A 23418-nucleotide genomic window follows, 5' to 3' on the forward strand; every position below is an offset into this window, starting at 1 on the left:
CTCACGGCAGCGTCACCTGCATGGTCTGTCCGGAGGTCGCGGACTCCAGCACAGCCTGTGCCACCCGCACCGTGCGGGTTCCGGCAGCGAAGTGGATGATGTCGTCGCTCTTGCCCAGGACGGCGTCGCGGAAACGCTCGTGCTCCATAGCCAGCGGCTCGGGCTTCGCGAAGGCGTAACGTGTCATGTTGCCCTCGCTGACGCCGCGGAAGCTCTCAAGCATCGGCCAGCCGAGTGGCACCACACCGTTCTCGAAGAACGTGAGATCGGCGGTCAGCGTGTCGGCCACCAGCGCACCGCGCTCCCCGGTGATGACTGTGACCCGCTCCTTCATGGGGGACAGCCAGTTCACCAGATGGTTCGTGACGATCCCGCCGGACAGCGTCCCGGTGATGGCGACCAGGTCCTCATGCCGGCGCCCGCTGCGGTGCGCGGTCCGCGCCGAGACGGCGGTGTACTCGCTGCGGGTGACCCACGCGGTCAGGTCGATGTCGTGGGTGGCCAGATCGAGGATGACACCGACGTCACCGATGCGAGCCGGAAAAGGCCCCTGCCGCCGGGTCGCGACCTGGTGGATCTCCCCGAGTTGACCGCCCTCGATACGGTCGCGGGCCTGTTGCAGCGCGGGGTTGTAGCGCTCGATGTGGCCCACAGCCCCCACCAGCCCCCGGCTCTGGAAGGCCTGCGTCAGTTCCCCGGCCTCAGCGGCGTCGAGGGTCAGGGGCTTCTCGATGAGCACGTGCACACCGGCGTGAGCCATGCGCAGTCCGATGGGGAGGTGGGTCACGGTGGGAGTGGCCACGACGACGTAGTCGACACCCAGGTCGAGCAGCGCGTCGAGATCGGGGAGTACCGGTCTGCCCTGACTGCGCAGTCCCTGCTCCGCGACGGGGTCGACGACGCCCACGAAATGGACGTCCGGCAACTGCGCCAGTACCCGGGCGTGGTTGACCCCCATCGAGCCGAGTCCGACGAGTCCGGCACGCAACATCAGGCACCTGCCTCGGCGACGCTGTTCACCGCGATGACGATGGTCTCCAGATCCTGCTGCCGCAGGGCGGGGTGCACAGGCAGGGAGATCACCTCGGAGGCGGCACGCCGGGTCTGGGGCAGATCCACGTCCTGATCGAACGACGGCAGGGCGTGCACCGGCACCGGGTAGTAGACACCGCTGCCCACGCCGCGTTCGGCCAGACGTTGCACGAACGCGTCCCGTTCGTTGGCTGCGACCCGGATCGTGTACTGGTGGAAGACGTGCTCCGCGCGGTCGTCGACGTGGGGGGTGATGACGCCGGTGAGGTTGTCGGTGAGGAACCGCGCGTTCTGCTGTCGCTGCTCGGTCCACTTCGGCAGCTTCCGCAGTTGCACGCGACCGATGGCCGCGTGGATGTCCGACATACGGGTGTTGAAGCCGACGATCTCGTTGTGGTAGCGCTTCTCCATGCCCTGGTTGCGCAGCAGTTGCACGGTGCGCGCGACGTCGGCGGAACTCGTGGTCACCATGCCGCCCTCGCCGGAGGTCATGTTCTTCGTGGGGTAGAAGCTGAAGGCTGCCGCGTCGCCCAGCGCCCCGACCGGATGATCGCTCCACCGCGCGGCATGTGCCTGCGCTGCGTCCTCCAGCACGAGGAGATCCTTGCGTCGCGCCAGGTCCGCGATCCGGTCCATGTCTGCGGGGTGTCCGTACAGGTGGACGGGCATGATCGCCCGCGTGCGCTCGGTCACGGCGGCTTCAGCGGCGGCGGGATCCAGGCAGAAGGTGTGCAGATCGATGTCCGCGAACACCGGCGTGGCACCGGCCAGGCGCACGGCGTTGGCCGTGGCGGCGAACGTGAAGCTGGGAACGATGACCTCGTCGCCGGAGCCGATGCCCAGGGCCAGCAGGGCCATGTGCAACGCGGACGTGCCGGAGTTCACCGCAACGCAGTGGGACCGGTCCACAAGTGCGCTGAACTCCTCTTCGAAGGCCGCCACCTGGGGTCCTTGAGCCAGTCCGCCGGACGCGATCACGGCATCGACGGCTCTGCGTTCCTCCTCCCCGAGGATCGGCTTGGCTGCGGGGATCATGGGTCCTCCTCGAGGGTCTCGCCGCTCTGGCGGTACATGGCCCCGGTGGCCGGACATCGCCAGCGGTCCCCCTCCAGAGGTTGCAGCGGGACACCGGCGCGGCCCACCCAGCCGATCCGCTTCGCGGGCGAGCCGGCCACCAGCGCGAAGGCCGGTACGTCGTGGATGACCGTGGAGCCGGCGGCGACCAGCGCCCAGTCTCCGACTGTCACCGGCGCCACGCACACGCTCCGGGCGCCGATGGATGCGCCGTCCCCGATGCTCACGCCGACGGGTTCCCAGTCGTCGGCGCCGCGCAGGGTGCCGTCCGGGGCTACGGCCCGGGGGTAGCGGTCGTTGGTGAGCACCACGGCCGGTCCGATGAACACTCCGTCGCCGAGTCGGGCCGGGTCGTACACCAGCGCGTAGTTCTGGACCTTGCAGTTCTCGCCCATCCGCACGCCGGGGCCGATGTAGGCGCCGCGGCCGATGACGCAGTGCGCGCCCAGCACGGCACCCTCGCGGACCTGTGCGTGGTGCCAGACCCGGGTGCCCTCACCGATCCGCGCGCGCGGATCGACGTCGCTCGCGATCTCCATCGATGGTCGCCTCCCCGCACGAGTCTCCCAGACCGGCGCCGGATTCAGTCCGGCGACTCCATGATGTCGAGCACGAAGGCCTGCACGAGCAGGATGAACCCGCACATGAACGGGATCAGGCTCAGGACGGTGGTACCCGCTGTGGGGCTGTTGCCCTGGAACGCCTCGTAGGTGGCCCAGAGGCCGACTCCGGTGCCGACGAACAGGCACAGCAGTCCTGTGAACAGCAGCAGGGCGATCGGGGAGAAGGACCAGAAGACGTACTTGTACCAGATCCGCCGCCAGAAGCCGGTGAACAGCGACCAGGACAGCCGCGGCACGACCGTGCGCAACTTGATCGTCGACTCCTCGAGCCCGTAGCGCGCGGGGATCGGTACGTCGATGGCGCGGACGTTGGCGATGTTCAGCCAGATGAGCAGGTCGTTCTCGAATTCGTACCGTTTGGAGACCTTGTCCAGCGGGACGAGTTCGAGGGCCTCCCGGGTGACTGCTGTGTACCCGTTCTGGGGATCCACGAGGTGCCAGTAGCCGGATGCCGCTTTGTTGAGGAAGGTGAGGATCATGCTGCCCACGACCCGGTGCCGCGGCATACCGGCCAGGCTGGAGGTCGAGAAGAACCGATTGCCCTTCGCGAAGCCGTAGTGATCCTCGGTCAGCGGCCGGAGCAACTTGGGCAGGGCCTCAGGGTCCATTTGGTCGTCCCCGGCCATCACCACCATGATCTCGGCTCCGAGCTCCATGGCGACCCGGTGCCCATGGACGATCGAAGCCCCGACGCCCTGGTTCTCGTCCAGGTGCTCCACCCGCACCCGGGCGTCGTCGACACCACGGGCGGCCGCAAGGGTCCCATCCGTGCTGCAGTCGTCCACGACGATCACGTGGTCCACGTAGTCGGGGACCCCCTGGATCGTCGTGGAGATCAGTCGTTCCTCGTTGTACGCGGGGACGACCACCGCCACCTGGCGCTCATCGAACACGGTTCATATCTAGCAGAGTCGGATCCCGGCCCGGCGTCACGGCTGTGTCGACGCGACGATGAGAGGCAGCGCTTCGGCGAGCGCCTCGTCCCACGGGCGCATGGTGGGCAGACCCTGTTCACCCCAGCGCGCGTGTCCCAGGGCGCTGTACGCGGGTCGCGGGGCCGGTCTCGGGAACCGGTCGGTGGTCGTGGGCAGGACCCGTGCCGGGTCCGCGCCGATCAAGTCGAAGATGCGCCGGGTGAGGCCGAACCAACTGGTCTGCCCGGCGTTCGTCGCGTGGTAGACGCCCGGCGCCGCGGCGGAGTCCCCCAGCGCGATGACCTGTGCGGCGAGGTCCCGGCTCCAGGTGGGCTGACCGATCTGGTCATCGACCACCGACACCGTCGGCTGGGTCCGCTCGAGGGCGAGCATCGACTTGACGAAGTTCTTCCCGGTCGCGCCGTAGAGCCACGCGGTCCGCACTACGTAGGAGTCCGGGTGGCGCAGGACCGCCTGCTCACCGTGCAGTTTGGTCAGCCCGTAGACCGACCTGGGGGACGGCTCGGCGTCCTCCGGGTAGGGGGCGTCGGCCCTGCCGTCGAAGACGTAGTCCGTCGACACCTGGATCACCCGGGCACGCGCAGCGGCAACGGCCACGTTCGCGGCGCCGAGCCCGTTGACGGCCTCCGCGGTCTGCGGATCGGTCTCAGCGGCGTCGACGGCGGTGTACGCCGCGCAGTTGACCACCACGGCCGGTTCCACAGAGTCGACAACGGCGCGCACGGAGCCCGGATCCGTGATGTCGATCTCCGGCAGGTCGACGCCCACTGCGCGGTGACCGAGCAGTGCCGTGAGGTCGGTACCGAGTTGGCCTCGTGCCCCGATGACCAGCCAGGTCACGAGGTCCCCTTCAGCGGTCGCCACCACTTCTCGTTGGTGCGGTACCAGTTGATGGTGTCTGCGAGTCCGGTGGCGAAGTCCACCTGCGGCTGGTAGCCCAGCTCCGTGCTGATCTTGTCGATGGCCACTGAGTAGCGCCGGTCGTGGCCCTTGCGATCGGCCACTGGCTGGACCATCTGCTCGCCGGCGCCCATGGCCTCCAGCAGGCGGTCGGTCAACTCCCGGTTCGTCAGTTCGGTGCCGCCACCGATGTTGTAGACCTCTCCGGCGCGCCCGCCGTCCAGGACCAACTGGATGCCGCGGCAGTGGTCGTCGACGTGCAGCCAGTCCCGGACGTTGAGCCCGTCGCCGTAGAGGGGCACCGGCCGGTCGTCCATGAGGTTGGTCACGAACAGCGGGATCACTTTCTCCGGAAACTGGTAAGGCCCGTAGTTGTTGGAGCACCTGGTGATGACCACGTCGAGGCCGAAGGTGCGGTGGTAGGCCCGGACCAACAGGTCGGAGCTGGCTTTGGAGGCCGAGTACGGCGAGTTCGGGAGCCAGCGCGAAGTCCTCGGACCAGGAGCCCTCGTCGATCGAGCCGTAGACCTCGTCGGTGGACACGTGGAGGAAGCGGGACACGCCCGCGTCCAGGGCGGCCTGCAGGAGTCGCTGGGTGCCGAGCACGTTGGTGAGCACGAAGTCCGACGCGCCGGTGATGGACCGGTCGACGTGCGACTCGGCGGCGAAGTGGACGACCGCATCATGTCCCGGCAGGAGTTCGGCCAGCATCGAACCGTCACAGATGTCGCCCTCGACGAAGGTGAACCGGGGGCTGTCCGACACCGGGTCGAGGTTGGCCCGCACGCCCGCATACGTGAGTTTGTCCAGGACGGTGATGTTGGTTGAGCTGTGGCCGGGGTAGGCGCCGGTGAGCATGCGGCGCACGAAGTTCGACCCGATGAAGCCCGCAGCTCCGGTCACGAGGAGGTTCACGTCAGCAGTATCCTTCGTCGGCGTCAGACACGGTCATCGAGGCGTTTGTCGCTGGACTGGTGCCGGAATCCGGGCACGGCGGTATGCATGCGGGCGGCGATGTCCTCGATCGTGACCGGCCGGGCGGGATCCGCCACGAGGCCCTCGACCCACCCGGCGAAGTCGAGCGCGGCGGCGGCGTCGGTGACCGAGTGGACCACGCCGAGCGCCGGCAGCCACGGTGCCCGCCGTTCCTCAGCGCCCACGAACTTCTCGGCCTGCTTCTCCCCGGAGGTGTCGCGCGGGGTGACCAGGACGGGGTACGCATCGGCTGAGACCTCGGCGCGGTGCAGTTCGGCCTCGTCGGTGAACAGCACCGGCTCCACACCCACTTCGGCGAGCACCCGGTGCAGCGCAGCGGCGAGCTCCGAGATGCCGGTGGCAGTTTCGTCCGGCACGACGATGCCTCCCGCGGGCGCCGTTGCGGCGATAGCGCACAACTGCCCCGCCTCCTGCGGGGAGACGAAGAAGCGCCAGGTGTCGGCGGGGACCGCCAAGGGCTGGCCCTGCCGCAGTCGGATGAGCCAGGACTCCAGTAACGACCCGGTCGAGAAGGCCACGTTCGCGAAGCGTGTGGTCGTCGCCGAGGGGTTGATGCCCAGCGCCCCCATCTCCATGAGCCGCTTGCTGGCACCCATGAAACTGGAGGGGTCCGCGGCCTTGTCGGTCGACACGACGAACACGTTCGCGGCCGGGTCGCGATCCTTCAGGGCGCGGGTGACGCGCAGCGTGCCGTTGACGTTCACGTGCAGCATGCGCAGCAGCGACACCGCGTCGCGCTCGGTCCGCACGTGCTTGGCCGCGGCGAACTGCAGGCAGGTGTCCACGGCCGGCACCGAATCCAGCAGCCTGTCGGACAAGGCGGTGGTGATGTCCACGAGCCGGGGCTCGACGCGGGTGCTCGTGGGCACGAGGTCTTCGGTCCGCAGGGTGCGGATCAGTTCGGCCAGCCGGTTCTCGTCCATGTCGACCAGGACGAGGGTGGCCGGCTGCAGGGACAGCAGCACCCGCAGGGTCGCGGTGGCGATGAACCCGCCGGCACCGGTGACCAGCACCGTCCGGCCGCTGATCCGTTCCTGCAGCGCCGGCCACTGCTGGACCAGCGCGTCCTGGAAGATGGACTGCTCGCGACCGGTGACGGCCGCGGCCATCCGGTCGACGTCGTCGATGGAGCGCTTCACTCCTCTAGCGTGGCCCATGGGGGGAGAACCCGCGTCAGCCGAGGTCACTTCGGCCTGCCGTGGCTACGCTCGGGATATCGGTGGACGGAGGACCATGGCGGCGCGCAGTGCGTTCATACTGGCCGGTGGGGTGGGGGCCCGGCTGCGGCCACAGACCTGGGTGCTGCCCAAACCCCTGCTGCCCCTGGGCCAGCAGACCATCCTCGAGCGGCTGCTCGAGGGCGTCACGCAGGCGGGGATCGAGCAGGTCACGATCAGTCTCGGCTACCTGGGCCACCTGGTGGAGGCGGTCATCGGTGACGGCCGCCGGTTCGGCCTGGCGATCGACTACACCCGCGAGCCGGAGCCACTGGGTACAGCGGGTGCGCTGAATCTGCTGGACGGGGTGGATGCGGAGCAGACCCTCCTGGTCCTCAACGGGGACACGCTGACGACCCTGGATCTGGCGGCCACGATGGCCGCGTTCGAAGCCGGGGATGCGCTCGCGGCGATGGTGTGTGTCGAGCGGGATGTGGTCATCGACTTCGGGGTGGTGGATGTCGACGAGACTGGCAGGCTGCGCGGGATCGCGGAGAAGCCGCAACTGCACCACACGGTGAGCACCGGGATCAACCTGCTGCGGGGCCGGGCGCTGGAACACCTTCCGCAGGGACGGGTGGACATGCCCGACTTCCTCCTCAGTCTCGTGGCCGCCGGCGAGCTGGTCGATTGCATGGTGACGGACGCCCTGTGGATGGACTTGGGGCGCCCGGAGGACCTGGTGCGCGCCAACGAGATGATCGGCGAAGGCGAGGTCCTGTGACGGTCGTGGTCGTGGGGGCACGGGGCTGGCTCGGCTCGGCGATCTGCCGGGAACTGCCCGATGCCATACCCGTGCTGGCCGCCGGTGAGCTTGCCGGAGTCCTGCGGCGTGCGGGCCCACGCCCGGTCATCGTCAATGCGGCGGGAGTGAGGACCGGCTCCCTGCCGGAGTTGCGAGACGGCAACGTCGAACTCGTGAATCATCTGCTCGAGACCGCTGGCTGGCTCGTGCAACTCGGGTCTGCGGCCGAGTACGGGCTGGGAGTCCGCAGTCCCGTGACGGAGACGACTGCTTGTGCCCCTACCGCCGACTACGGTCGCACCAAGTTGGAGGCGACGCAGCTCGCGCTCGCAAGCCGGAACGCGACCGTGCTGCGGCTGTTCAACGTCGCGGACAGCCCGCCACAGCCCGGTAGCCCGCTGGCTGACATCCGTGCCCGGGTGCTCGCGGGGGTCAACAACGGCGTCGACGTGGAGGTCCTGAGCGCGGGCACCGTCCGGGACTATGTGGGCCGGGATTTCGTCGCCCGGAGCGTGGCACACGCCGTTGACAGCCGGCCTGCGGGCCTGTTCAACCTCGCCAGTGGGCTGCCTGTGAGCGTGCTGGACCTGGCCACGGCGGCGGTGTCCGCTCTCGGCTCGACGGTTGGGGTGAGAGACCTCGCACAGTTCCCTGCGACGCAGATGTGGTGCCGGCCGGACGCCTGGGAGGCGGTCAGTGGAATGCGGGAGCGGCTGGGTGCCGCGGCTGTCGCACGGCTGCTGGTCGGCGGGCTGTAAGCGGCGGGGCTGTCCCGCACCGGGACCGTCGATGGACTCGATGTCACGCGACTAGAATGGCGGCGATGAAGGGGATCGTGCTGGCCGGGGGGACCGGGTCCCGCCTGTGGCCGATCACCCGCGGTGTGAGCAAACAGTTGCTCCCGGTCTATGACAAGCCCATGATCCACTACCCGATCAGCACGCTCATGGCCGCCGGCCTGCGGGACATCCTGATCATCACCACTGCCGAGGACCGGCCGAACTTCGTGCGACTGCTGGGCGACGGTGCTGAGCTGGGGATGCGTTTCGAGTACGCGGTGCAGCCCCGCCCCGAGGGTCTCGCCCAGGCCTTTCTGCTGGGGGAGGAGTTCCTGGCCGGTGACGGTGCGGCGCTGATCCTGGGCGACAACATCTTCCACGGCCCGGGCCTGGGGACCCGGCTACGGGAACTGCGCCACATCGACGGCGGGCACATCTTCGCCTACCAAGTGTCGAATCCGAGTGCCTACGGCGTGGTGGAGTTCGACGACGACGGGCGGGCCGTGCGCCTGGAGGAGAAGCCCACCAGACCGCGCAGCCGGTTCGCCGTCCCTGGCCTGTACTTCTACGGGCCGGACGTGGTGGAGGTGGCCAGGCAGGTGACCCCCAGCGCGCGCGGCGAACTGGAGATCACCTCGCTCAACGCCATCTACCTGCAGCAGGGCCGCCTTACAGTCACCGCGCTGGCGAGGGGCACTGCGTGGCTGGACACGGGGTCCTTCGACTCGTTGGCGGATGCGGGGCTTTACGTGCGCGTCCTGGAGGAGCGGCAGGGGACGAGGGTGGGGTGCCTGGAGGAGTACGCCTGGCGGAACGGCTGGATCGACGACGAGCAGTTGCGCGACCTGGCTGAGCCCCTGCTGAAGAGCGGCTACGGCGAGTACCTGAACGGGCTCGTGGACGACGTCCGGTGAACGCCCCCCTGGTCATCGCTGTGTGCCCGGTCCTCGAGCCGCCGCAGACCACTGCTGCGGGGTTGCGCGGCCTGCGCGAACAGGTGGAGGGCCTGGTGGTCGTCGACGACGGTTCCTCCGTGCCTGTGGCGTACGAGGGCATCGACGTCGTGCGCCTGCCCGAGAACCGGGGCATCGCCGCGGCCCTCAACCAGGGGGTCAGAGCCGCCGTCGCGGCAGGTGCCACGCATGTGCTGACGGTGGATCAGGATTCATCCTTCCCTGACGACTACGTGCAGCAGTTGCTCGCCTGCGAACGCAGTGCCCAACGACAGGGTCTTAGACCGGGCGCGGTGGGTGCCGTGGAATTCTCCGGTCTGCACCACTCTGGGCACTTCTCCGATGGCGTCATGGTCGTCCAGGAGTCGATCCAGTCCGGGACCCTGTTCGCCGCGACCGCGCTGGCGGAGGTCGGAGGTTTCGACGAGCGCCTCGTGATCGATGCCGTGGACACCGACGTCTGCCTGCGCCTGCAATGCGCCGGCTGGGACGTCTGCGTGGCCCCGGTGGGGTTCGAGCACGCCCTCGGGGACGGCCATTTCGTGCGCTTTCTCGGCCGCCGGGTGTGGTCCAGCCGGCACGCCCCGCTGCGGCGCTACTACATCACACGCAACGGGATCGTCGTGCTGCGCCGGCACGCCCGGCGACATCCCCGGTGGGCGTTGGTGTACCTGCGCCGGTTGCTCGTGGCCACCTGGCTCAGTGTCCGGGAGGGGGGCCCGGAGGTGCGCGCCGCAGTCCGGGAGGGACTCGCCGACGGGTGGCGCCGGCGGCTCGGCAAGCGGCCGGCGGTCACGCGGCGGACGCCGACGAGGCAGCCCTAGAGCTGCGCGACCCGCTGGGTTACCGCCCGGTTCACGGCGGCCAGCATCGACTCGACACGGAACTGCTCGGGGAGTCGCTCCTGCTCGGCGATGTCCCGAACCGAGTTGACCAGCGCCCGATCTGTCAGCCGGGCTACCAGGCCGGTGATATCGGAGGCGTCGTACACGAACCCGTTGTGGTTGTCGCGGATCAGCTCGGTCATCCCGCCGACATCGCGGGTCGCCACCGGCACCCCGCATTGCAGGGCTTCCATCGCGCTGACCGCGATCCCCTCGGTGTCCGAGGTGTTCAGGAGCAGGTCGCAGCCGGCGATGAAGGTGCGGGCGTCGTCCACGAAGCCTGTGATGTGCAGATTCGGAACCGGGGACTCGAAGTCCTGGAAGCCACTGCCGGCCAGCACAAAGTCGATCTCCGGTGACGAGGCGGCGATGTCGGCGACCAGGTCGGGGCGCTTCTCCGGCGAGTTGCGGCCCAGCCAGCCGACCCGCAGGCGTGGCCCGGTGGGCCTTCGCCCGAGCTCGGACTCGGCCTCGGGCGGGGCCACGTACATCACATCGACGTCAGTGCCGATCTCGAAGTAGTCGTCCAGCAGGCTCTTCAGATGCTGGCTCGCGGCGAGCACCGTGTCGATGTGCTCGCGGTTGTCCAGCAGTTCGGCCAGGTGCCCGATGTGGTTGAACTGGATGTCCACGACGGGCCCGAATCCTCTGGTCCACGTCCGGATCTGGGCGAGGTGCTCGTAGGCCCACGGTGAACCCATGTTGACGATCGCCGGTTCCGGCACGCGGTACAACAGGGACTCGACGATCGCGGCAAAGTCCTCCGGCGGCGCCAGCCCCGGCAGGTGGTAGACGTAGGGAGTGATGTCGAGGAAGTCGTTGATCGCCGACAGGTGACCCACCGGAACGGGTTGCGTGGTCACCAGGATGATCGTCATGTGCTCGGACAGTGCGCTGAGTGTCGTGCGCAGGAAGCCGTCGGCCCCACCACCGTGCAGCACCCAGGGGGCGAACACCACCATGATGTTGGGGGCCTCGGCCGGTACATGGAACACCCGGGAGGCGAGGTCCGCGCTGATCGCCCCCGGCTCAGCGTCGATCGGCGCCGCCGGATGCGATATCCGCGGGTTGAGCTGCTTGATCCGCAGGACGAGTTCGTGCTTCTTCTGCCGGGCGCGGGCGTCACGGCCGGTCACCTCGGAGTGCCGGTAGACGAACAGGGCGTCGTCGAGGACCCAGCCCTGCAGGCCCGCAGCCGCACAGCGGCGCCAGAACTCCCAGTCCTCGTACCCTTCGGTCATCTCCGGGGACATGCCGCCGACCGCGTCCCAGGCGGATCGCCGGATGACCGAACTGATCGGTGCGGTGTTCTCGTACGCGATGCGTCGTTCCTCGAAGTGCGCCGGCAGCCAGTAGGGGTACGCCGTCTCCGACTCCACCTTGACCGACGGGATCACGATGTCCACCCCGGGGAAGCGCCGGAAGGTCAGAAGCGCCTTCTCCAGGTAGGTCGGACGCAGCGCGTCGTCGGGGTCGAGGAACATCAGGAACTCGCCGCGTGCCTCGCGGGCGACGGCATTGCGGGCCCCCACGACACCCTGGTTCGGTGCGCGCAGCATCCGCACGCGGGGGGAGTCGATCTCCTCGAGGACGGCCAGGGTCTCCGGGTCGGTGGTGCCGTCGTCCCAGATCAGCAGTTCCCAGTCCGGAAGCGTCTGGGCGAAGACCGAGGACACGGCCTCCCGCACGCAGGCACCGTTGTTGTGCACGGTCATCGCCACGGAGAAGGCGACCCGCTGTGGTTCGGGTGCCGGCTGCTCGGCGTGCCGGTTCCTGCGCGCCACCCGCTTGACCATCGTTGCGGCGCGGATCGCCTTACTCCCCAGCAGAGCCTCGTTGACGGCCCGCGCCGTGTCGAGTTCCTGCCGCAGGTGCGCGTTCTCACGTCTCAGGCCTTCGGTGTCGGCGTACGACGCGCGGGCCCGCCAGAACTCGCGGATGGCACGCTCTGCTTCCCTGGCGTCCGACAGTCGGTACGGCATGGTGCCGACCCTACCCACTCACGATGGCGACTGGACCTCGGTCGTCAGGGGCAGGTGGACCCACGCACCGCGCTGCAGGTAGGTACCCCCCACCTCGACGCCGGCCGGACGTACGGTGATCTCCGCGCACTCCGCCCAGGCATCCAGCACCGTCCCCTCGGACGTGATGCTGGAGTTCACGGCGTAGGTACCGCTCAGCAGGAGCAACTCGTCAGTGACGAAGTCCACGTATCCCCGCCCCGGGATCATGTGGAACTTGCCGCCGTTGACCGACGAGAGCATCAGCACCTCAGCGCCGATGCGGTTGCGCAGCGACACCGTGAACGCGGCGTCGGTGACCTCCGTGACGCACTCGTAGTGGATACGCAGGCGGGCGGGCTCTCCGCTGATGAGTACCGACGTCGACTCCCCGCCACCGTTGATCATCTCCAGGGCGAGGAACCGGATCTCGCCCGATCCACGGCGGCCCTCCGCGAGAGGCACTGCGTCGGGTGTCACAACGGCCGGTTGCACGGACTTCGCCGCCTCCCGGTTGTTGACCTCGTCGAGGTAGGCCTGCGTCACGGCCGGAGAGGGCCCCAGTGCCCGCGGGTTCCCGGCCTCGAGCCAAAGGGCTTCGTCACACAGATCGGTGATGCTGCTCAGCCCGTGGGAGACGATGATCAGGCTGGTGCCCGCCTTGCGCAGTCCGTGGAGGTAGTCGAAGCACTTGCGCTGGAACTCCTCATCCCCGACCGCGATGACCTCGTCGACGATCAGGATCTCCGGACGCACCATGACGGCAACGGCGAATCCCAGACGCACGTACATGCCGCTGGAGTAGTGCTTGACGGGCGCCTCGAGGAAGTCCCCGATGTCCGCGAACTCGATGATCTGGTCCATCAAGGAGTCGGTCTCCCGGCGGGTGAAGCCCAGGATCGTGGCGTTGAGCCGGATGTTCTCCCGCCCGGTCAGTTCGGGGTGGAAGCCGGCGCCGACTTCGAGCAGGGCCGACACGGAGCCGTTGACGCTGCACGTCGCCGGACGTCGGCCGGTAGATGCCCGCGAGGACCTTGAGGGCGGTGGACTTGCCGGATCCGTTGTGCCCGATGAGCCCGAGGGACGATCCGCGGGCCACGCTGAAACTGACGTCTTTCAGGGCCCAGAAGTACTCCGGGCCCCGGTCGGCCTTGCCGCGCACGAACCGTTCCTTGAAGGTGGTACGTCGTTCCCGGTGCACCCGGAAGCGCTTGGACAGCCCGACGGCTTCGACGGCGTCGCTCATCAGATGGCTTCGCTCACGTCTCGGCCGTAGCGGCGGTAGACGACGACGGCCAGCACCAGCGCGGCCACGGTCCAGGCCGCGGCGTACGCGACGGAACCCAGGTTGGGCATCTGCAGTCCGTAGACGAGGTCGCGGGTCATGTTCACGAAACTCGTCATGGGGTTGAGCAGGAACAGTTCGCGCAGGGGCAGGCCGTGCCACTGTTCGGGGATGAGGTCCAGCGGGTACATGATCGGGGTCAGGAAGAACCACATTTGCATGACGATCGCGAAGATCTGGCCGGTGTCGCGGAAGTGCACGTTCGCGACTGCCAGCAGGTAGCCAGGCTCATGGCGAACACGCCGAGCAGCAGCAGCACGAAGGGGTAGAGCAACCAGGTCCAGCCCACGTTGAGGAGGACCAGCATCACCAGCAGCATCACGCCGGCTTCGAGCAGCCGCTCGACACCGACGGACACGCCGGCGGAGACCACCGGTACGTAGGAGGGGATGTAGACCTTCTGCAACATCGCGCCCATGCCCACGATCGAACTCATCCCCGAACTCGAGATCTGGGAGAACACGTTCCAGGTGACCAGCCCGCAGAAGAACCAGGCGGCGAACACGGACTGACCGCTGCCCATGGGGGGTGCCTGCGCGCGGAAGATGACGGAGAACACGACGCTGTAGATCAGCACCGTGGCCAGGGGGACGATGAGGGTCCACAGCAGCCCCAAGGCGGTGACCGTGAACCGCGCCTTGAGATCGCGTTGCGCGAACGACCAGATGAGGGGCCACCGGCTACGAAGCGATGGTGAGTCACTGCCGCGAATCCTGGGCGGCGCAGCCATGTCCCTCCTTCGGTCGCGTAGGCACTCGGCGCGAGTGTACCCGGATGGCTCCTCCCCAAGCCCAGCCCGCCAGCGTGACGGCCTCAGGAAAGGCGCCAGACCGATTCCGAAAGGGGGAAGTACTCGCTGCTTTCGATGCGAGCCACCTCATCTGCGCTCCGTCCTTCCTCGTAGATCAGTTCTCGCCAAGCGCCCGCATTTTCGGTCTTGAGAACGATGAAGTCGGCGGTGCCGATGTCGCGGCGGATGGAAGGGTTGAAGAGGACGGATCGGGCTTTCTCCAAGTCCGGCGTGGGAACGAACCGGACGTCGTTGCACAATCGGTCTCCCACAGCCCGTAGGAGTAGGTGGTCAGTAGTCCTCGGCGGGCATTCCCGTCGGTCCTAGACCTCCATGTGTCTGAACCACTACACGAGAGCAGGATCCATCGTCCAGCCAGGCGTATCGGTCGCCGTACGCGACCGTCGCGCCGTCAAGCCCTGTGTTGTAGAGGGGGTCGGCCGCTTTCAGTCGCAGCGATTCGGGTATCCCGAAGAGCATTCGCTGTTCGGTAGTGATGAGTAGCCCCGCGATCAGGGCGACGAGAGGGATGGTGAGGAGGAGCCCGCTCCTGGAGTCCTCGGGGATGATCGACACGATGCCTATGAATGCGGCGCGGAGACACAGGTAGGCCCCTATCACGTAGCGGGAGTCCGACGGATTCGGTTGCACAGCGATTGCGAGGAAAGCGGAACCTGGTAGGAGCCACCAGGCCTTGTCTGGTGCGACGAACCGGGCATCGTCCTTTCTGGAGGCCATCACGAGGATGATTGCACTGATCGTGACTGCGCCGATCAGCAGCACGGGTGTGCGGTCGAAGCCACCCTCTCGCGGATCGTAGAGCCAACGCGGTGTTCCCGAGACGACACCCGTGACGATGTTCTGAAGGAAGGTGAACAAGCGGCTGGGATCAGCGAGTGACCCCGATCCTCCTGACGGCGTGAAGGTGGCCCCGTCCACAAGTCCGGGGAACTGAAGTGGTCCGAGCTTGCTGGCAATCGGGAAGAATGGATTCTCGAAACTGACGAGATTGCGTATGTAGAACGGCACCGCGGTCACAAGGAACGTCAGGACGCCGACAACCGGCGTGACCCAACGACGTGATCCGACCATGACAGCAAGCATGAGTGCGAAGCATGCGGTTCCGGCGAAAAGGGCTGAGGGTTTGGTGGCGACGCTCGCTCCGACCGCCGCGGAGGCGATCCAGAAGGCCCAGGCGGTTCGCCATCGGACGGCGGCCATCGTCATTGCGATACCAGCCACGAAGAGGGCAGCGCTGGCAACATCTACGTACAGGACTCTGCCTTGGGTCCACATGACTGGAGTGATCACCACGAGCAATCCCATCCACATCCTGGGGATGCGGTTGCGCGAGGTTGTGCTGGAAGCGACGTACAAGGCGAGGACAGCGAGTCCGAAGTAGGGAGCCTGGACGGCATCCTCCAGTTTGACGTCGCCTGAAATGGGTGCCCAAAGCGCCGCCAGCACCATTTGCAGGTCACTGAAGTACAGGTACTGGTTGGCTGCCTCCCAGCCGAAGAGGCTGTTCTCCTCGATGATGTTCGCCAGGGCGGGACCGTGGTATAAAAGGCCGTCAACCGACGCCTCAGGCTTGAGCCAAGCGCCAACTAGCTGAAGGAGCACGGGCAGCGCCATAGGGGCGATTAGCAGGCCTGCCTCCCAGGGCTGGATACTGGGCCGGGTGAACTGACGGCCGGATCGAAGGAACACGGCAACGCCTGCACCAAGTAGGGCCACTGCAGAGACAGCCGCGCCGATCGAGCTGCTGATGCCGGCGAGAAGAAGCCAGGTCGACGTGACCGCGGGGACAACGAGGGCCAGTACTCCTGCCGCTAGGAGGCGTACCGACGTCGGACCCTGCCTCCCCTGCCCGGGCGTGAGGGCAATGGAGAAGACGAAGATGACTTGAGCGACCACCAACAGTACCGATGCAAGCACTATGTCGCCCTTGCTGCGGCCAGCAGTAGTGCGTCCCAGGAGTCGATGCAGTTGGTGATGCCGAAAGCCTCCTCGGCTGAATCGGCCATGCCCTCCCACACCGATTTCGGCGCTTTCACCACCTCGCGCATCGCTTCTGCCAATGCCTCCACGTCTCTGGGCGGCGTCAGACGCCCAAACCCTGAACGCAGGATCGGTTGCCGCACCCCGGGCAACTCGCTGGCGACAACCGGAACGCCGCTGAACATTGCCTCCAACTGTGCGATGCCGAACGCCTCCAGCGGGTTGACTGAGGGAAAGGCGAAGACATCCAGCGAGGCGTAGAAATCACCCATGCGCTCCTCCGGCACGAAACCGAGGAGTCTGATTCGCGGATCCTCACCCAGCACTCGGGTGAATTCTCGGACCACGCTTCCTCCTGCGACGGCTTCGTAGTCGCCTCCGATAAGCAGTCTCCAGTCCTCTCCTGCCACCAGTTGGAAAGCTTCGATCAGATAAGGAACCCTTCTCCTCCACAAGTCGCCCAAGGAAGCCCACGTGGGGCCCTGGTCCATCTCTGTACGCAGGCACCCCGAGCGGTCGGACATGCGCGGGAGGGGATGGCCGAGTGTTTGTCCCAGATCGCTGATCGGAGTCGCGACGAGGCCAGATAGTCCGTCGAAGTCACGACCACCTTTTCACTTTGACGAACGCAGATGCGGGAGGACGTGTCCACAGCCCTCTCGACATACCTGTTCACTAATGACGGAGGTAGATGAACATCGCAGTGGTACATCGCCACGAGGGGAGTCCTTCTGCGCAGCATGGTTGCGATCGCTCCTGCTTCTGCCATCGGAAGGTGCAGCAAACCGACATCTGCACGAGACATGTGTCTCACGCAGACGCTAGGTAGCCGCGGCGAAATGACGCCTTTTCCGATGTGTCCGACTGTGGGAACCCGGATGACCTCGACGCCCCCGATCACCTCTCGCAGGGGTACGCGGGGGGAGTGTTGGGCCGCGACGACCGTGACGCGCCAGCCCATTCCGGCGAGGCCCTCAGCGATGTCGCGAGCAGAGTTGGTCAATCCGCTGACGTAGGGTGCATAGTAGTCAAGACCAACCACCAGACGCTTGCCCGACGTTGAAGCGGTCGTGGCCTGTCGCAAGGTACCTCCAACTCACTTTGTCCGTCGATTACGATTCTATCCAGGGGTGTACGGCAGTCTCCCGGCCCGTGCGGCAGCGGAATCCTCATCTCCCTGGGCCGCTAGTCCACGCTCTGGTGCAGAAGCACCCATCGGTTTCGGCCTCGCGTATGGATCTGGCTGGTTTGCTGAGGGTGTCGCGCTGGCTGTGTATGGCCCGGTGGTGGTTGTGGTCGATCAGCCAGGCCTGGCCGCGGTCACCCGACGCTCCGGATCCTCGCTCAAAGGGGAACACCCCGCCCGCGGGGTAACAAACGGCTGAAGAACGCCCTGTTCCTATCCGCGTTCGCCGCCCTCCAAGACCCCGAATCGAGGGTCCATTACGACCGCAAACGCTCCCGGTGCCAGAAACACAACGCCGCCCTGATCTGCCTAGCCCACCGCCGCACCGACGTCATCTGCGCCATGCTCCGCGACGGCACCTGGTACCAGCCCGCGACACCCGCCGCCGCTTGACAAACCGATAGGGACAACCCCGCGATGCCAGTGCCCTCGGAGATTCCAGGCGAGGGTGTGTTGATCGGGACTAGTGGTAGGACCAGCGCCCGGCCGCACGCCTCACTCCCGCCACCCCCGGTATCGCTCACTCATGGCCGAGATGGCCTCCAGGTGCATCTCGGCGGCGTTGAGCAGCTGCGGCGACGCTGCCGTCTTCGCCGTCCCGAAGTCCGAGCGCTTCAGCCCCGCCTCCTCCCCGAGCCGTCGCGGGATGGGCCGGTCGTAGTCACCGCCCACGCTGAACGGCTCCATCTCGCGACTGTGATTCAGGGCGATGACGGGGTCGGTGAACCGCATGCCCAGCACAGGCACGGGGATGACGGCGAATCCCACCCGCAGCCGGAACTCCGCGGTGGGGGGACCGCCGAAGACGAACCGCTGGAAACCGGGTGCGGGGTGCCCGGAGCGCTCGTAGAAGAGATCGCCCCAGTTCCCCATGAGCACGGCTGATGACTGCAGTCGGTCGGCGAACGGCAGCAGGATGAGGTCGATCCCCACGCCGCCTTCGGGGAGGAACTCCAGCGCGCGATCACGCAGCGGTCCCACAGCGTTGAAGTCCAGTCCTGCGATATCCCGACCGATCACGTGCTCCCGCACCGAACACTGCAGACCCAGGGCCCGGGCAATGTGCCGGCCATCGTCGGCGCGACCCTCCACAGAGACCCCCAAGGTGCCCGCCTGCCTCACCCCGGCCTCCTTGGCCAGGACTGCGGAGGCGACGGAGTCGTAGCCGCGCGACAGGAGGACGAATGGGTCCAATGCCCAAGCCCGCTGCGGGGATCGCGCGTTGTCCACCAGTCGCCGCAGAGTGGACTGCATGAAGGTGCGGTAGGAAGCGAAGTCGGAGAAGTACCGGCGTGGTCGGCGCCACCGGCGGGTGATCGTGCCCCGCTCGCCGACCTGGAAGTCGAAGAAGATCACGGCATCCAGGCGGTAGTCCCCGTCCTGGTGCAGGAGGGTGGGGGCCTGATACACGCCGATCGCGGCGTGGGCCTGGATGGTCGGTCCCAGGCTGCGGCTCAGCTTCTCCGCGAACGGACCGTCGAGGGGGACCTTCGCAGCCGTGAGCGCGAACGTGAGTGAGTTACTCACGAAGGTGCGGCCGTCCCGGGATCTGCGCAGCACGAACAACGGCTGGGCAGGATTGCGCGAACTCAGGAAGACGGGTGGGCCACCGGCATGGTGTATTCCGGTGCCGAAGGCGAACTCGCTGTCCGTGGGGGGGAAATCCCCGAGAGCGCCGTCCCAGACGCCCTCGTAGAAGCCGCCCGGGAGTTGCTCCACCCGCGGGCCGATCACGCATTCCCACGTATCCCCCGACTGATGGGCCAACCACGACAGCGCGGGGATGGAGACGCTGCGGTACACCCGGGTCCGGGTCTCGGGACGGCGGCCGGCCCGCATCCGGGCGGGGACCTCCTTCTTGGCGAAGAAGGCGCCCGCCGCGAGGGTATGGACTGGCAGGGATCGGCTGGAATACGCCCTGTGTGCGGCGCCGGCGAGTCTGTTCCGCCGAGAGGTAGATGGCGGTCCGCCGGGTGCCGCCGCTTGTTCCTCCGGGCGAACCTCGCGGTAGGCGTGCTCCCAGTTGGTGGCTTGTTGCTCGTAGTACTCCTTGGCCTCGAGCAGGGTGGCGTAGTCGGCGTGCACCTTCTGCTGGTCCCGCTCGGATTCGCCAATCACCTCCAGGACTGCCTCGCTGGCCGGCACGGGATCCGGCGTCCCGGGTGCCTGCAGCAGCGCGCGAAGGCGCTCGTACATCGTGGCGGGTGCACATTCCTCCCGGACAGCCGTCGCCAGTGCTTCCAGTTCGGCCCCGGAGAGGGCGCCGGCTGCCGCCCATACGCTGCCGGCATCGGTGACCGGGGTGGAGCCCCACGCTGCGAAGTTCGACTCCCGCATCTGCCCCAGGGCGGACGTCGTGACGGCGCCCAGCCAGCCCCCGGCCTTGTCAGGGACCACCACCCGCCGAGCTGCGGCCGCGGCCTCCATGGCCACTAGTCCGGCCGCCACGACGACATCCGCCCCAGCGATGTGGGAGCCGAGGTCGGCAATCTCGGTGAGCGTCCACGGTTGGGGGCAGGACTGCTCGAGCCGGGCGCGCCAGTCGTCGGCATGCAAACCGGAACCCACGACCCGCAATGGGCGCGAGGACGTCGTGGCCAGGTCGATGGCGGCATCCAACAGCCAGACCTTGTCGTTGGCCAGGCGGGACGGCAGAAGGATGTCCGCAGTGCCCGCCGGTGAGGTCGCATCGATGAGGTTGTCGATCGCGTTGGGCAGCGCACGCACGCGGTCCACGGAGATGGCGAACTCAGCCGCGACGCCACTGCGGTAACGCTCCCCGGGGACCAGCAGGGGCAGGCTGGGCAGGGCTCGCACGCTGGCTGCGGCGATCGCATGGCGATACCATCCCAGCCAGTTGGCGTTCGTCCCAGGGGTGCCATGGACGCCGACTGCCGCGGTGGCGGCGTCCGCCAGCAGACCCCCCAGGTGGTAGGTCCGCGGGGTGTGGATCAGCAGGATCCCGCGGGCCTGCTGGATCCGCTCGTGCACGCCTCGCACACCCGCGCGGGTCAGCAGATCTAGGCGCTCGAGCCTTGGCCCCCGGGGACGCCGAGGTCATCGTTGGTGCCGATGCCGGCGACCACCGACACGCTCATACCCGCCTGACCCGCTCCGCGCGCCAGGCATCGGATGTGAGTATGTATGCCCCCGGGGTCGAGCGCGGGGGCGACCACCAGCAGGTCCGTCACCTTCGCCAACCTAGCCTGGCGCCGTGCGGCATGCGGGCCCTGCGCGCGTCTCAGGTGGTGGCTGGGGACGCACGATAGAGCCGTTCGGGGGGCAGCGTGGAGATCTGTCCGCCCCCGATCGCAGACTCCACAAATCGCTGAAACGCGGCCTGCTCGCGGCTGGCATCGCGGTCCCGCATGAAGCTCACTCCCAGTTCACCGCGCTGCGGTTCGCCGGCGGCTCGCTGGATCGCCAGGGCCAGCGATTCGGGCTCGGGGCGGGCCAGCAGACACGCACCCTCCGGCAGATCGAACACCGTGTTCGGGAGGTGGGCCTCCACGACGGGCAGCCCGCCGGCCATCATCTCGAACGGCACCCGGCTGGGGTTGGAGGCGCTGATGCACAACCCCACGGCTGACGTCCGGTACAGCGTGGCGAGGGTCTGCACGTCGACGACCCCGAGGTGCTCGTGGCCGGGACCGAGCCGCGGGTTCTTCACCCCGCCCACCGTGACGACCTCCACGCCGGACGCCAGCACCCGCGACAGCGTGTTCGTCACCAGCTCCGGACAGCGTCGCGGTTTGTCCGACTGGAACAGGGCGACCACCCGCTGTTGCCGTCGCTCGGAGGCGGGGCTGTAGATGCGCAGGTCTGCGGTGAACGGGACCGTCCCGGTGGCGACGCCATGATCATCGAGGAGTTTGTGCTGGAGCCAGGAGCCGATGACCAGGGTCTGCAGCCCCAGGCTGTAGGTGCTGGCAGCAGCGACGGCCAGGTCGCCCGCAGGGTGGAACAGCGGTTCATAGTCCTGGACGAAGTAGAGCTTGCGGGCCGGTGTCACCAACTGGTCGACGTGTGGCGCCGTGAACCAGGCGGTGGCCATGACCGCGTCGGAGTCAGGCAGCGCGGTCGGCCATCCTGCTCGCACCTCGCAGTCCCCGACTGGGAACCACTCGCGTGTCTTGCGCACGACGTCGCGGGCCCGCCGCTGCGTCTGGACATGCAGGCGGACGTGATGGCCGGCGGCGGCCAGCGCCTGCGCATTGGCGGCAATGGTACGGATGCCGCCGGAGCCGCGCAGCGGCGTCGGGAGCAGGATGTCCACGGTGCTCATCGGTAGGCGCTCCCCCCGGAGGTGGGCTGCCACGGTGTTGTCACCGTGGTGAGTATAGGTGGGCCGGCACGGGGGGCTGTGGGGTTAGCGGCCCTTGGGGCTCAGGGTGCGGCGGACGCGGCGGGCCGCGCGGTAGAGCCGTGTGGTTTGGAGCTGCTGCAGTTGTGCTTGCGCTGATCTGCGGTCGATCTCCGCGGCATGCAGCCGGTCGCTGAGCGTGTTTCGTTCCATGCGGGTCTCGGACAGCTCAGCCGTCAGTTGGGTTGATTCCTGACGGCGTTCGCGGAGGGATTCGCGCAATTCGACGTAGGCATCGCGCAGACCGGTGATCTCGGTCGCCACATGCGCGACGGCTTCTGCCAGTTCGTCGGGATCGCCGGTCAAGACGTTCCCCAGAATCGACGTGACGAACGCCGTCGGCTGGTTCGCCATCTCCTTGTGCGTGAGAAAACCGGCGAGGTTCTGGGCTTTGAGATCCGGGCGGTGGATTCGATCCAGATAGGGGTGGAAGGTGCGCCCGGAGGTCACCGACCAGCAGCGCACCCTCTCGGCGTCACCGGCGTAGGTGATGTTGCTCCCATGCACACGCCACTCGAACAGGACATCGGGAAGGACATGGAACCGGTGGCCCGCCGCCAGTGCCCGCACCCAGAAGTCCCAGTCGAGGGTGACACTCAGGTCCTCGCTGGCCAGGCCGATGTGGTCGTAGACGCTGCGACGGATCATCGTGCTGCCGTGACTGAGGCGGTTCTGCCAGACCCAGTTCTCGGGTTCGTTGAGGTCCAGATCATGGTTGAACCAGGCGGTGACCTCGGACTGATCGTTGGTCTGGCCGTCCGCACCGATCTCGCAGGTGTAGGTGCCACAGATGTCAACGTCGGGGTGCTCGGACAGGAACGCGCGGTGCCGTGCGATGAACTCGCGGTGGTAGCGGTCGTCGGCATCCAAGTGGGCGATCAGGTCCCCCGTCGCGCGCCGGTACAGACCGTTGCTCGTGGCGGCTGCGCCCCGGTTGACGTCGGACCGGAAGACGTGGATCCGGGGGTCCCGGTACGACGTCAGTACCTCCCAGGTGTTGTCCGAGGAGTTGTCGTCCATGACCAGCAGTTCCCAGTTGGGATCACTCTGCGCCAGGACCGAGTCGATCGCCTCCGGCAGGTATCTCGCGTAGTTGTAGGCCGGCATCAGGATCGAGACGGCCGTCACGATGCGTGCGACCGGTCGGATCGAGTCACGCTGGTGAGAACCCCTATCCCGGGCGAACCTGGGTGAACCATGTCAACTGACGGTACACGGGCCCCCGCAGGTGATCGCCTGCCCACTAGGTGTCCCGGCGCAGTTCGTCGACCTCGTTGCGCAGCAGCGCGAACTCCTCTGCGAGCCGGCGGGTGCGGGACTCCACCCGGCTGATCTCGTAGCTGAGCTGGACGCTCACCAGCAGCAGCAGTACAGCGGCGAGCAGGAACAACAGGTTCGCGGGCACCTGGAAGCCGAGCAGGCGGGACAGACCAGCGAGCAGTCCCGGAAAGACCGCGAACAGCAACAGGCCGGCCGACACCGCCAGCCACAGAGCCGCGTACTTCTCGCGCAGGATGCCGCGGCGCAGCAGTTCGATGATGAAGAGCACGGTGCCCGACGCCGCGGCGATGCCGAGCAGGTAGGAAATCGTCATG

General features: G+C 67.5%; 22 protein-coding genes and 1 pseudogene. 4 read left to right on the forward strand and 19 right to left on the reverse strand.

Annotated elements, in window-relative coordinates; all coding sequences use genetic code 11:
* Position 1: 1 nt before the first annotated feature.
* From IPG68_03655 to IPG68_03685, 7 genes and pseudogenes are all read right to left on the reverse strand, one after another.
* Positions 2-991 (reverse strand): Gfo/Idh/MocA family oxidoreductase, encoded by a 990-nt coding sequence (locus tag IPG68_03655; GenBank protein ID MBK6762411.1) that lies wholly within the window; start codon positions 989-991, stop codon positions 2-4.
* The gene (locus tag IPG68_03660) at positions 991-2067 is read right to left on the reverse strand and encodes a DegT/DnrJ/EryC1/StrS family aminotransferase (protein ID MBK6762412.1); all 1077 of its coding nucleotides are present in this window, start codon (positions 2065-2067) and stop codon (positions 991-993) included. Before IPG68_03660 ends, IPG68_03655 begins: the two co-directional genes overlap by 1 nt.
* A complete protein-coding gene (locus IPG68_03665) occupies positions 2064-2645 on the reverse strand; it encodes an N-acetyltransferase (protein ID MBK6762413.1) in 582 nt (193 codons plus the stop codon). The genes IPG68_03660 and IPG68_03665 overlap by 4 nt, the downstream gene beginning before the upstream one ends.
* 44 nt (positions 2646-2689) lie before the next feature.
* Entirely contained in the window at positions 2690-3622 is a 933-nt protein-coding gene (locus IPG68_03670; GenBank protein MBK6762414.1) for a glycosyltransferase family 2 protein, read from the reverse strand.
* Between the two features lie 36 nt (positions 3623-3658).
* Positions 3659-4504 carry a dTDP-4-dehydrorhamnose reductase gene (rfbD, locus tag IPG68_03675; protein ID MBK6762415.1) on the reverse strand — a complete coding sequence of 282 codons (846 nt, stop codon included), beginning with the start codon at positions 4502-4504 and terminating at the stop codon, positions 3659-3661.
* A pseudogene (gene rfbB, locus IPG68_03680) lies at positions 4501-5479 on the reverse strand (dTDP-glucose 4,6-dehydratase). Before rfbB ends, rfbD begins: the two are co-directional and overlap by 4 nt.
* 23 nt (positions 5480-5502) lie before the next feature.
* Positions 5503-6699 carry an SDR family NAD(P)-dependent oxidoreductase gene (locus IPG68_03685; GenBank protein MBK6762416.1) on the reverse strand — a complete coding sequence of 399 codons (1197 nt, stop codon included), beginning with the start codon at positions 6697-6699 and terminating at the stop codon, positions 5503-5505.
* A 94-nt stretch (positions 6700-6793) separates the two neighbouring features.
* On the opposite strand from IPG68_03685, the gene IPG68_03690 reads away from it, so the two are divergent.
* The 4 genes from IPG68_03690 (at position 6794) to IPG68_03705 (ending at position 10078) form a co-directional block, all read left to right on the forward strand.
* Entirely contained in the window at positions 6794-7501 is a 708-nt protein-coding gene (locus tag IPG68_03690; protein ID MBK6762417.1) for an NTP transferase domain-containing protein, read from the forward strand.
* A complete protein-coding gene (locus IPG68_03695; protein MBK6762418.1) occupies positions 7498-8280 on the forward strand; it encodes an NAD-dependent epimerase/dehydratase family protein in 783 nt (260 codons plus the stop codon). The genes IPG68_03690 and IPG68_03695 overlap by 4 nt, the downstream gene beginning before the upstream one ends.
* Before the next feature lie 65 nt (positions 8281-8345).
* Positions 8346-9215 carry a glucose-1-phosphate thymidylyltransferase RfbA gene (rfbA, locus tag IPG68_03700; protein MBK6762419.1) on the forward strand — a complete coding sequence of 290 codons (870 nt, stop codon included), beginning with the start codon at positions 8346-8348 and terminating at the stop codon, positions 9213-9215.
* Positions 9212-10078 (forward strand): glycosyltransferase, encoded by an 867-nt coding sequence (locus tag IPG68_03705; GenBank protein MBK6762420.1) that lies wholly within the window; start codon positions 9212-9214, stop codon positions 10076-10078. The genes rfbA and IPG68_03705 overlap by 4 nt, the downstream gene beginning before the upstream one ends.
* Here IPG68_03705 and IPG68_03710 read toward each other — a convergent pair.
* From IPG68_03710 to IPG68_03765, 12 genes are all read right to left on the reverse strand, one after another.
* Positions 10075-12120 (reverse strand): glycosyltransferase, encoded by a 2046-nt coding sequence (locus IPG68_03710; GenBank protein ID MBK6762421.1) that lies wholly within the window; start codon positions 12118-12120, stop codon positions 10075-10077. The genes IPG68_03705 and IPG68_03710 overlap by 4 nt on opposite strands.
* An 18-nt stretch (positions 12121-12138) precedes the next feature.
* Positions 12139-13002, reverse strand: coding sequence for an ABC transporter ATP-binding protein (locus tag IPG68_03715; GenBank protein MBK6762422.1), 864 nt, complete (start codon positions 13000-13002; stop codon positions 12139-12141).
* Between the two features lie 381 nt (positions 13003-13383).
* Positions 13384-13683 carry a hypothetical protein gene (locus IPG68_03720; protein MBK6762423.1) on the reverse strand — a complete coding sequence of 100 codons (300 nt, stop codon included), beginning with the start codon at positions 13681-13683 and terminating at the stop codon, positions 13384-13386.
* Complete coding sequence (locus IPG68_03725; GenBank protein MBK6762424.1) at positions 13623-14213, reverse strand: ABC transporter permease; 591 nt, start codon at positions 14211-14213, stop codon at positions 13623-13625. Before IPG68_03725 ends, IPG68_03720 begins: the two co-directional genes overlap by 61 nt.
* 83 nt (positions 14214-14296) lie before the next feature.
* Positions 14297-14533: a hypothetical protein gene (locus IPG68_03730; GenBank protein ID MBK6762425.1), complete on the reverse strand. Its 237-nt coding sequence runs from the start codon at positions 14531-14533 to the stop codon at positions 14297-14299.
* 31 nt (positions 14534-14564) lie between these two features.
* Positions 14565-15908, reverse strand: coding sequence for a hypothetical protein (locus IPG68_03735; GenBank protein ID MBK6762426.1), 1344 nt, complete (start codon positions 15906-15908; stop codon positions 14565-14567).
* A 302-nt stretch (positions 15909-16210) separates the two neighbouring features.
* Positions 16211-16738, reverse strand: a complete 528-nt coding sequence (locus tag IPG68_03740) for a glycosyltransferase family 4 protein (GenBank protein MBK6762427.1) — start codon at positions 16736-16738, stop codon at positions 16211-16213.
* Positions 16702-17316, reverse strand: coding sequence for a glycosyltransferase (locus IPG68_03745; GenBank protein MBK6762428.1), 615 nt, complete (start codon positions 17314-17316; stop codon positions 16702-16704). The genes IPG68_03740 and IPG68_03745 overlap by 37 nt, the downstream gene beginning before the upstream one ends.
* Before the next feature lie 639 nt (positions 17317-17955).
* Positions 17956-20451, reverse strand: a complete 2496-nt coding sequence (locus tag IPG68_03750; protein ID MBK6762429.1) for a hypothetical protein — start codon at positions 20449-20451, stop codon at positions 17956-17958.
* Positions 20452-20701: 250 nt separating this feature from the next.
* Positions 20702-21745, reverse strand: a complete 1044-nt coding sequence (locus IPG68_03755) for a hypothetical protein (protein ID MBK6762430.1) — start codon at positions 21743-21745, stop codon at positions 20702-20704.
* 84 nt (positions 21746-21829) lie between these two features.
* Positions 21830-22951 carry a glycosyltransferase gene (locus IPG68_03760; protein ID MBK6762431.1) on the reverse strand — a complete coding sequence of 374 codons (1122 nt, stop codon included), beginning with the start codon at positions 22949-22951 and terminating at the stop codon, positions 21830-21832.
* Between the two features lie 115 nt (positions 22952-23066).
* Entirely contained in the window at positions 23067-23417 is a 351-nt protein-coding gene (locus IPG68_03765) for a DUF2304 domain-containing protein (GenBank protein ID MBK6762432.1), read from the reverse strand.
* Position 23418 lies beyond the last annotated feature (1 nt).

Source organism: Micrococcales bacterium (assembly GCA_016703125.1).
In the GTDB taxonomy this organism is placed as follows: domain Bacteria; phylum Actinomycetota; class Actinomycetes; order S36-B12; family UBA10799; genus JADKAV01.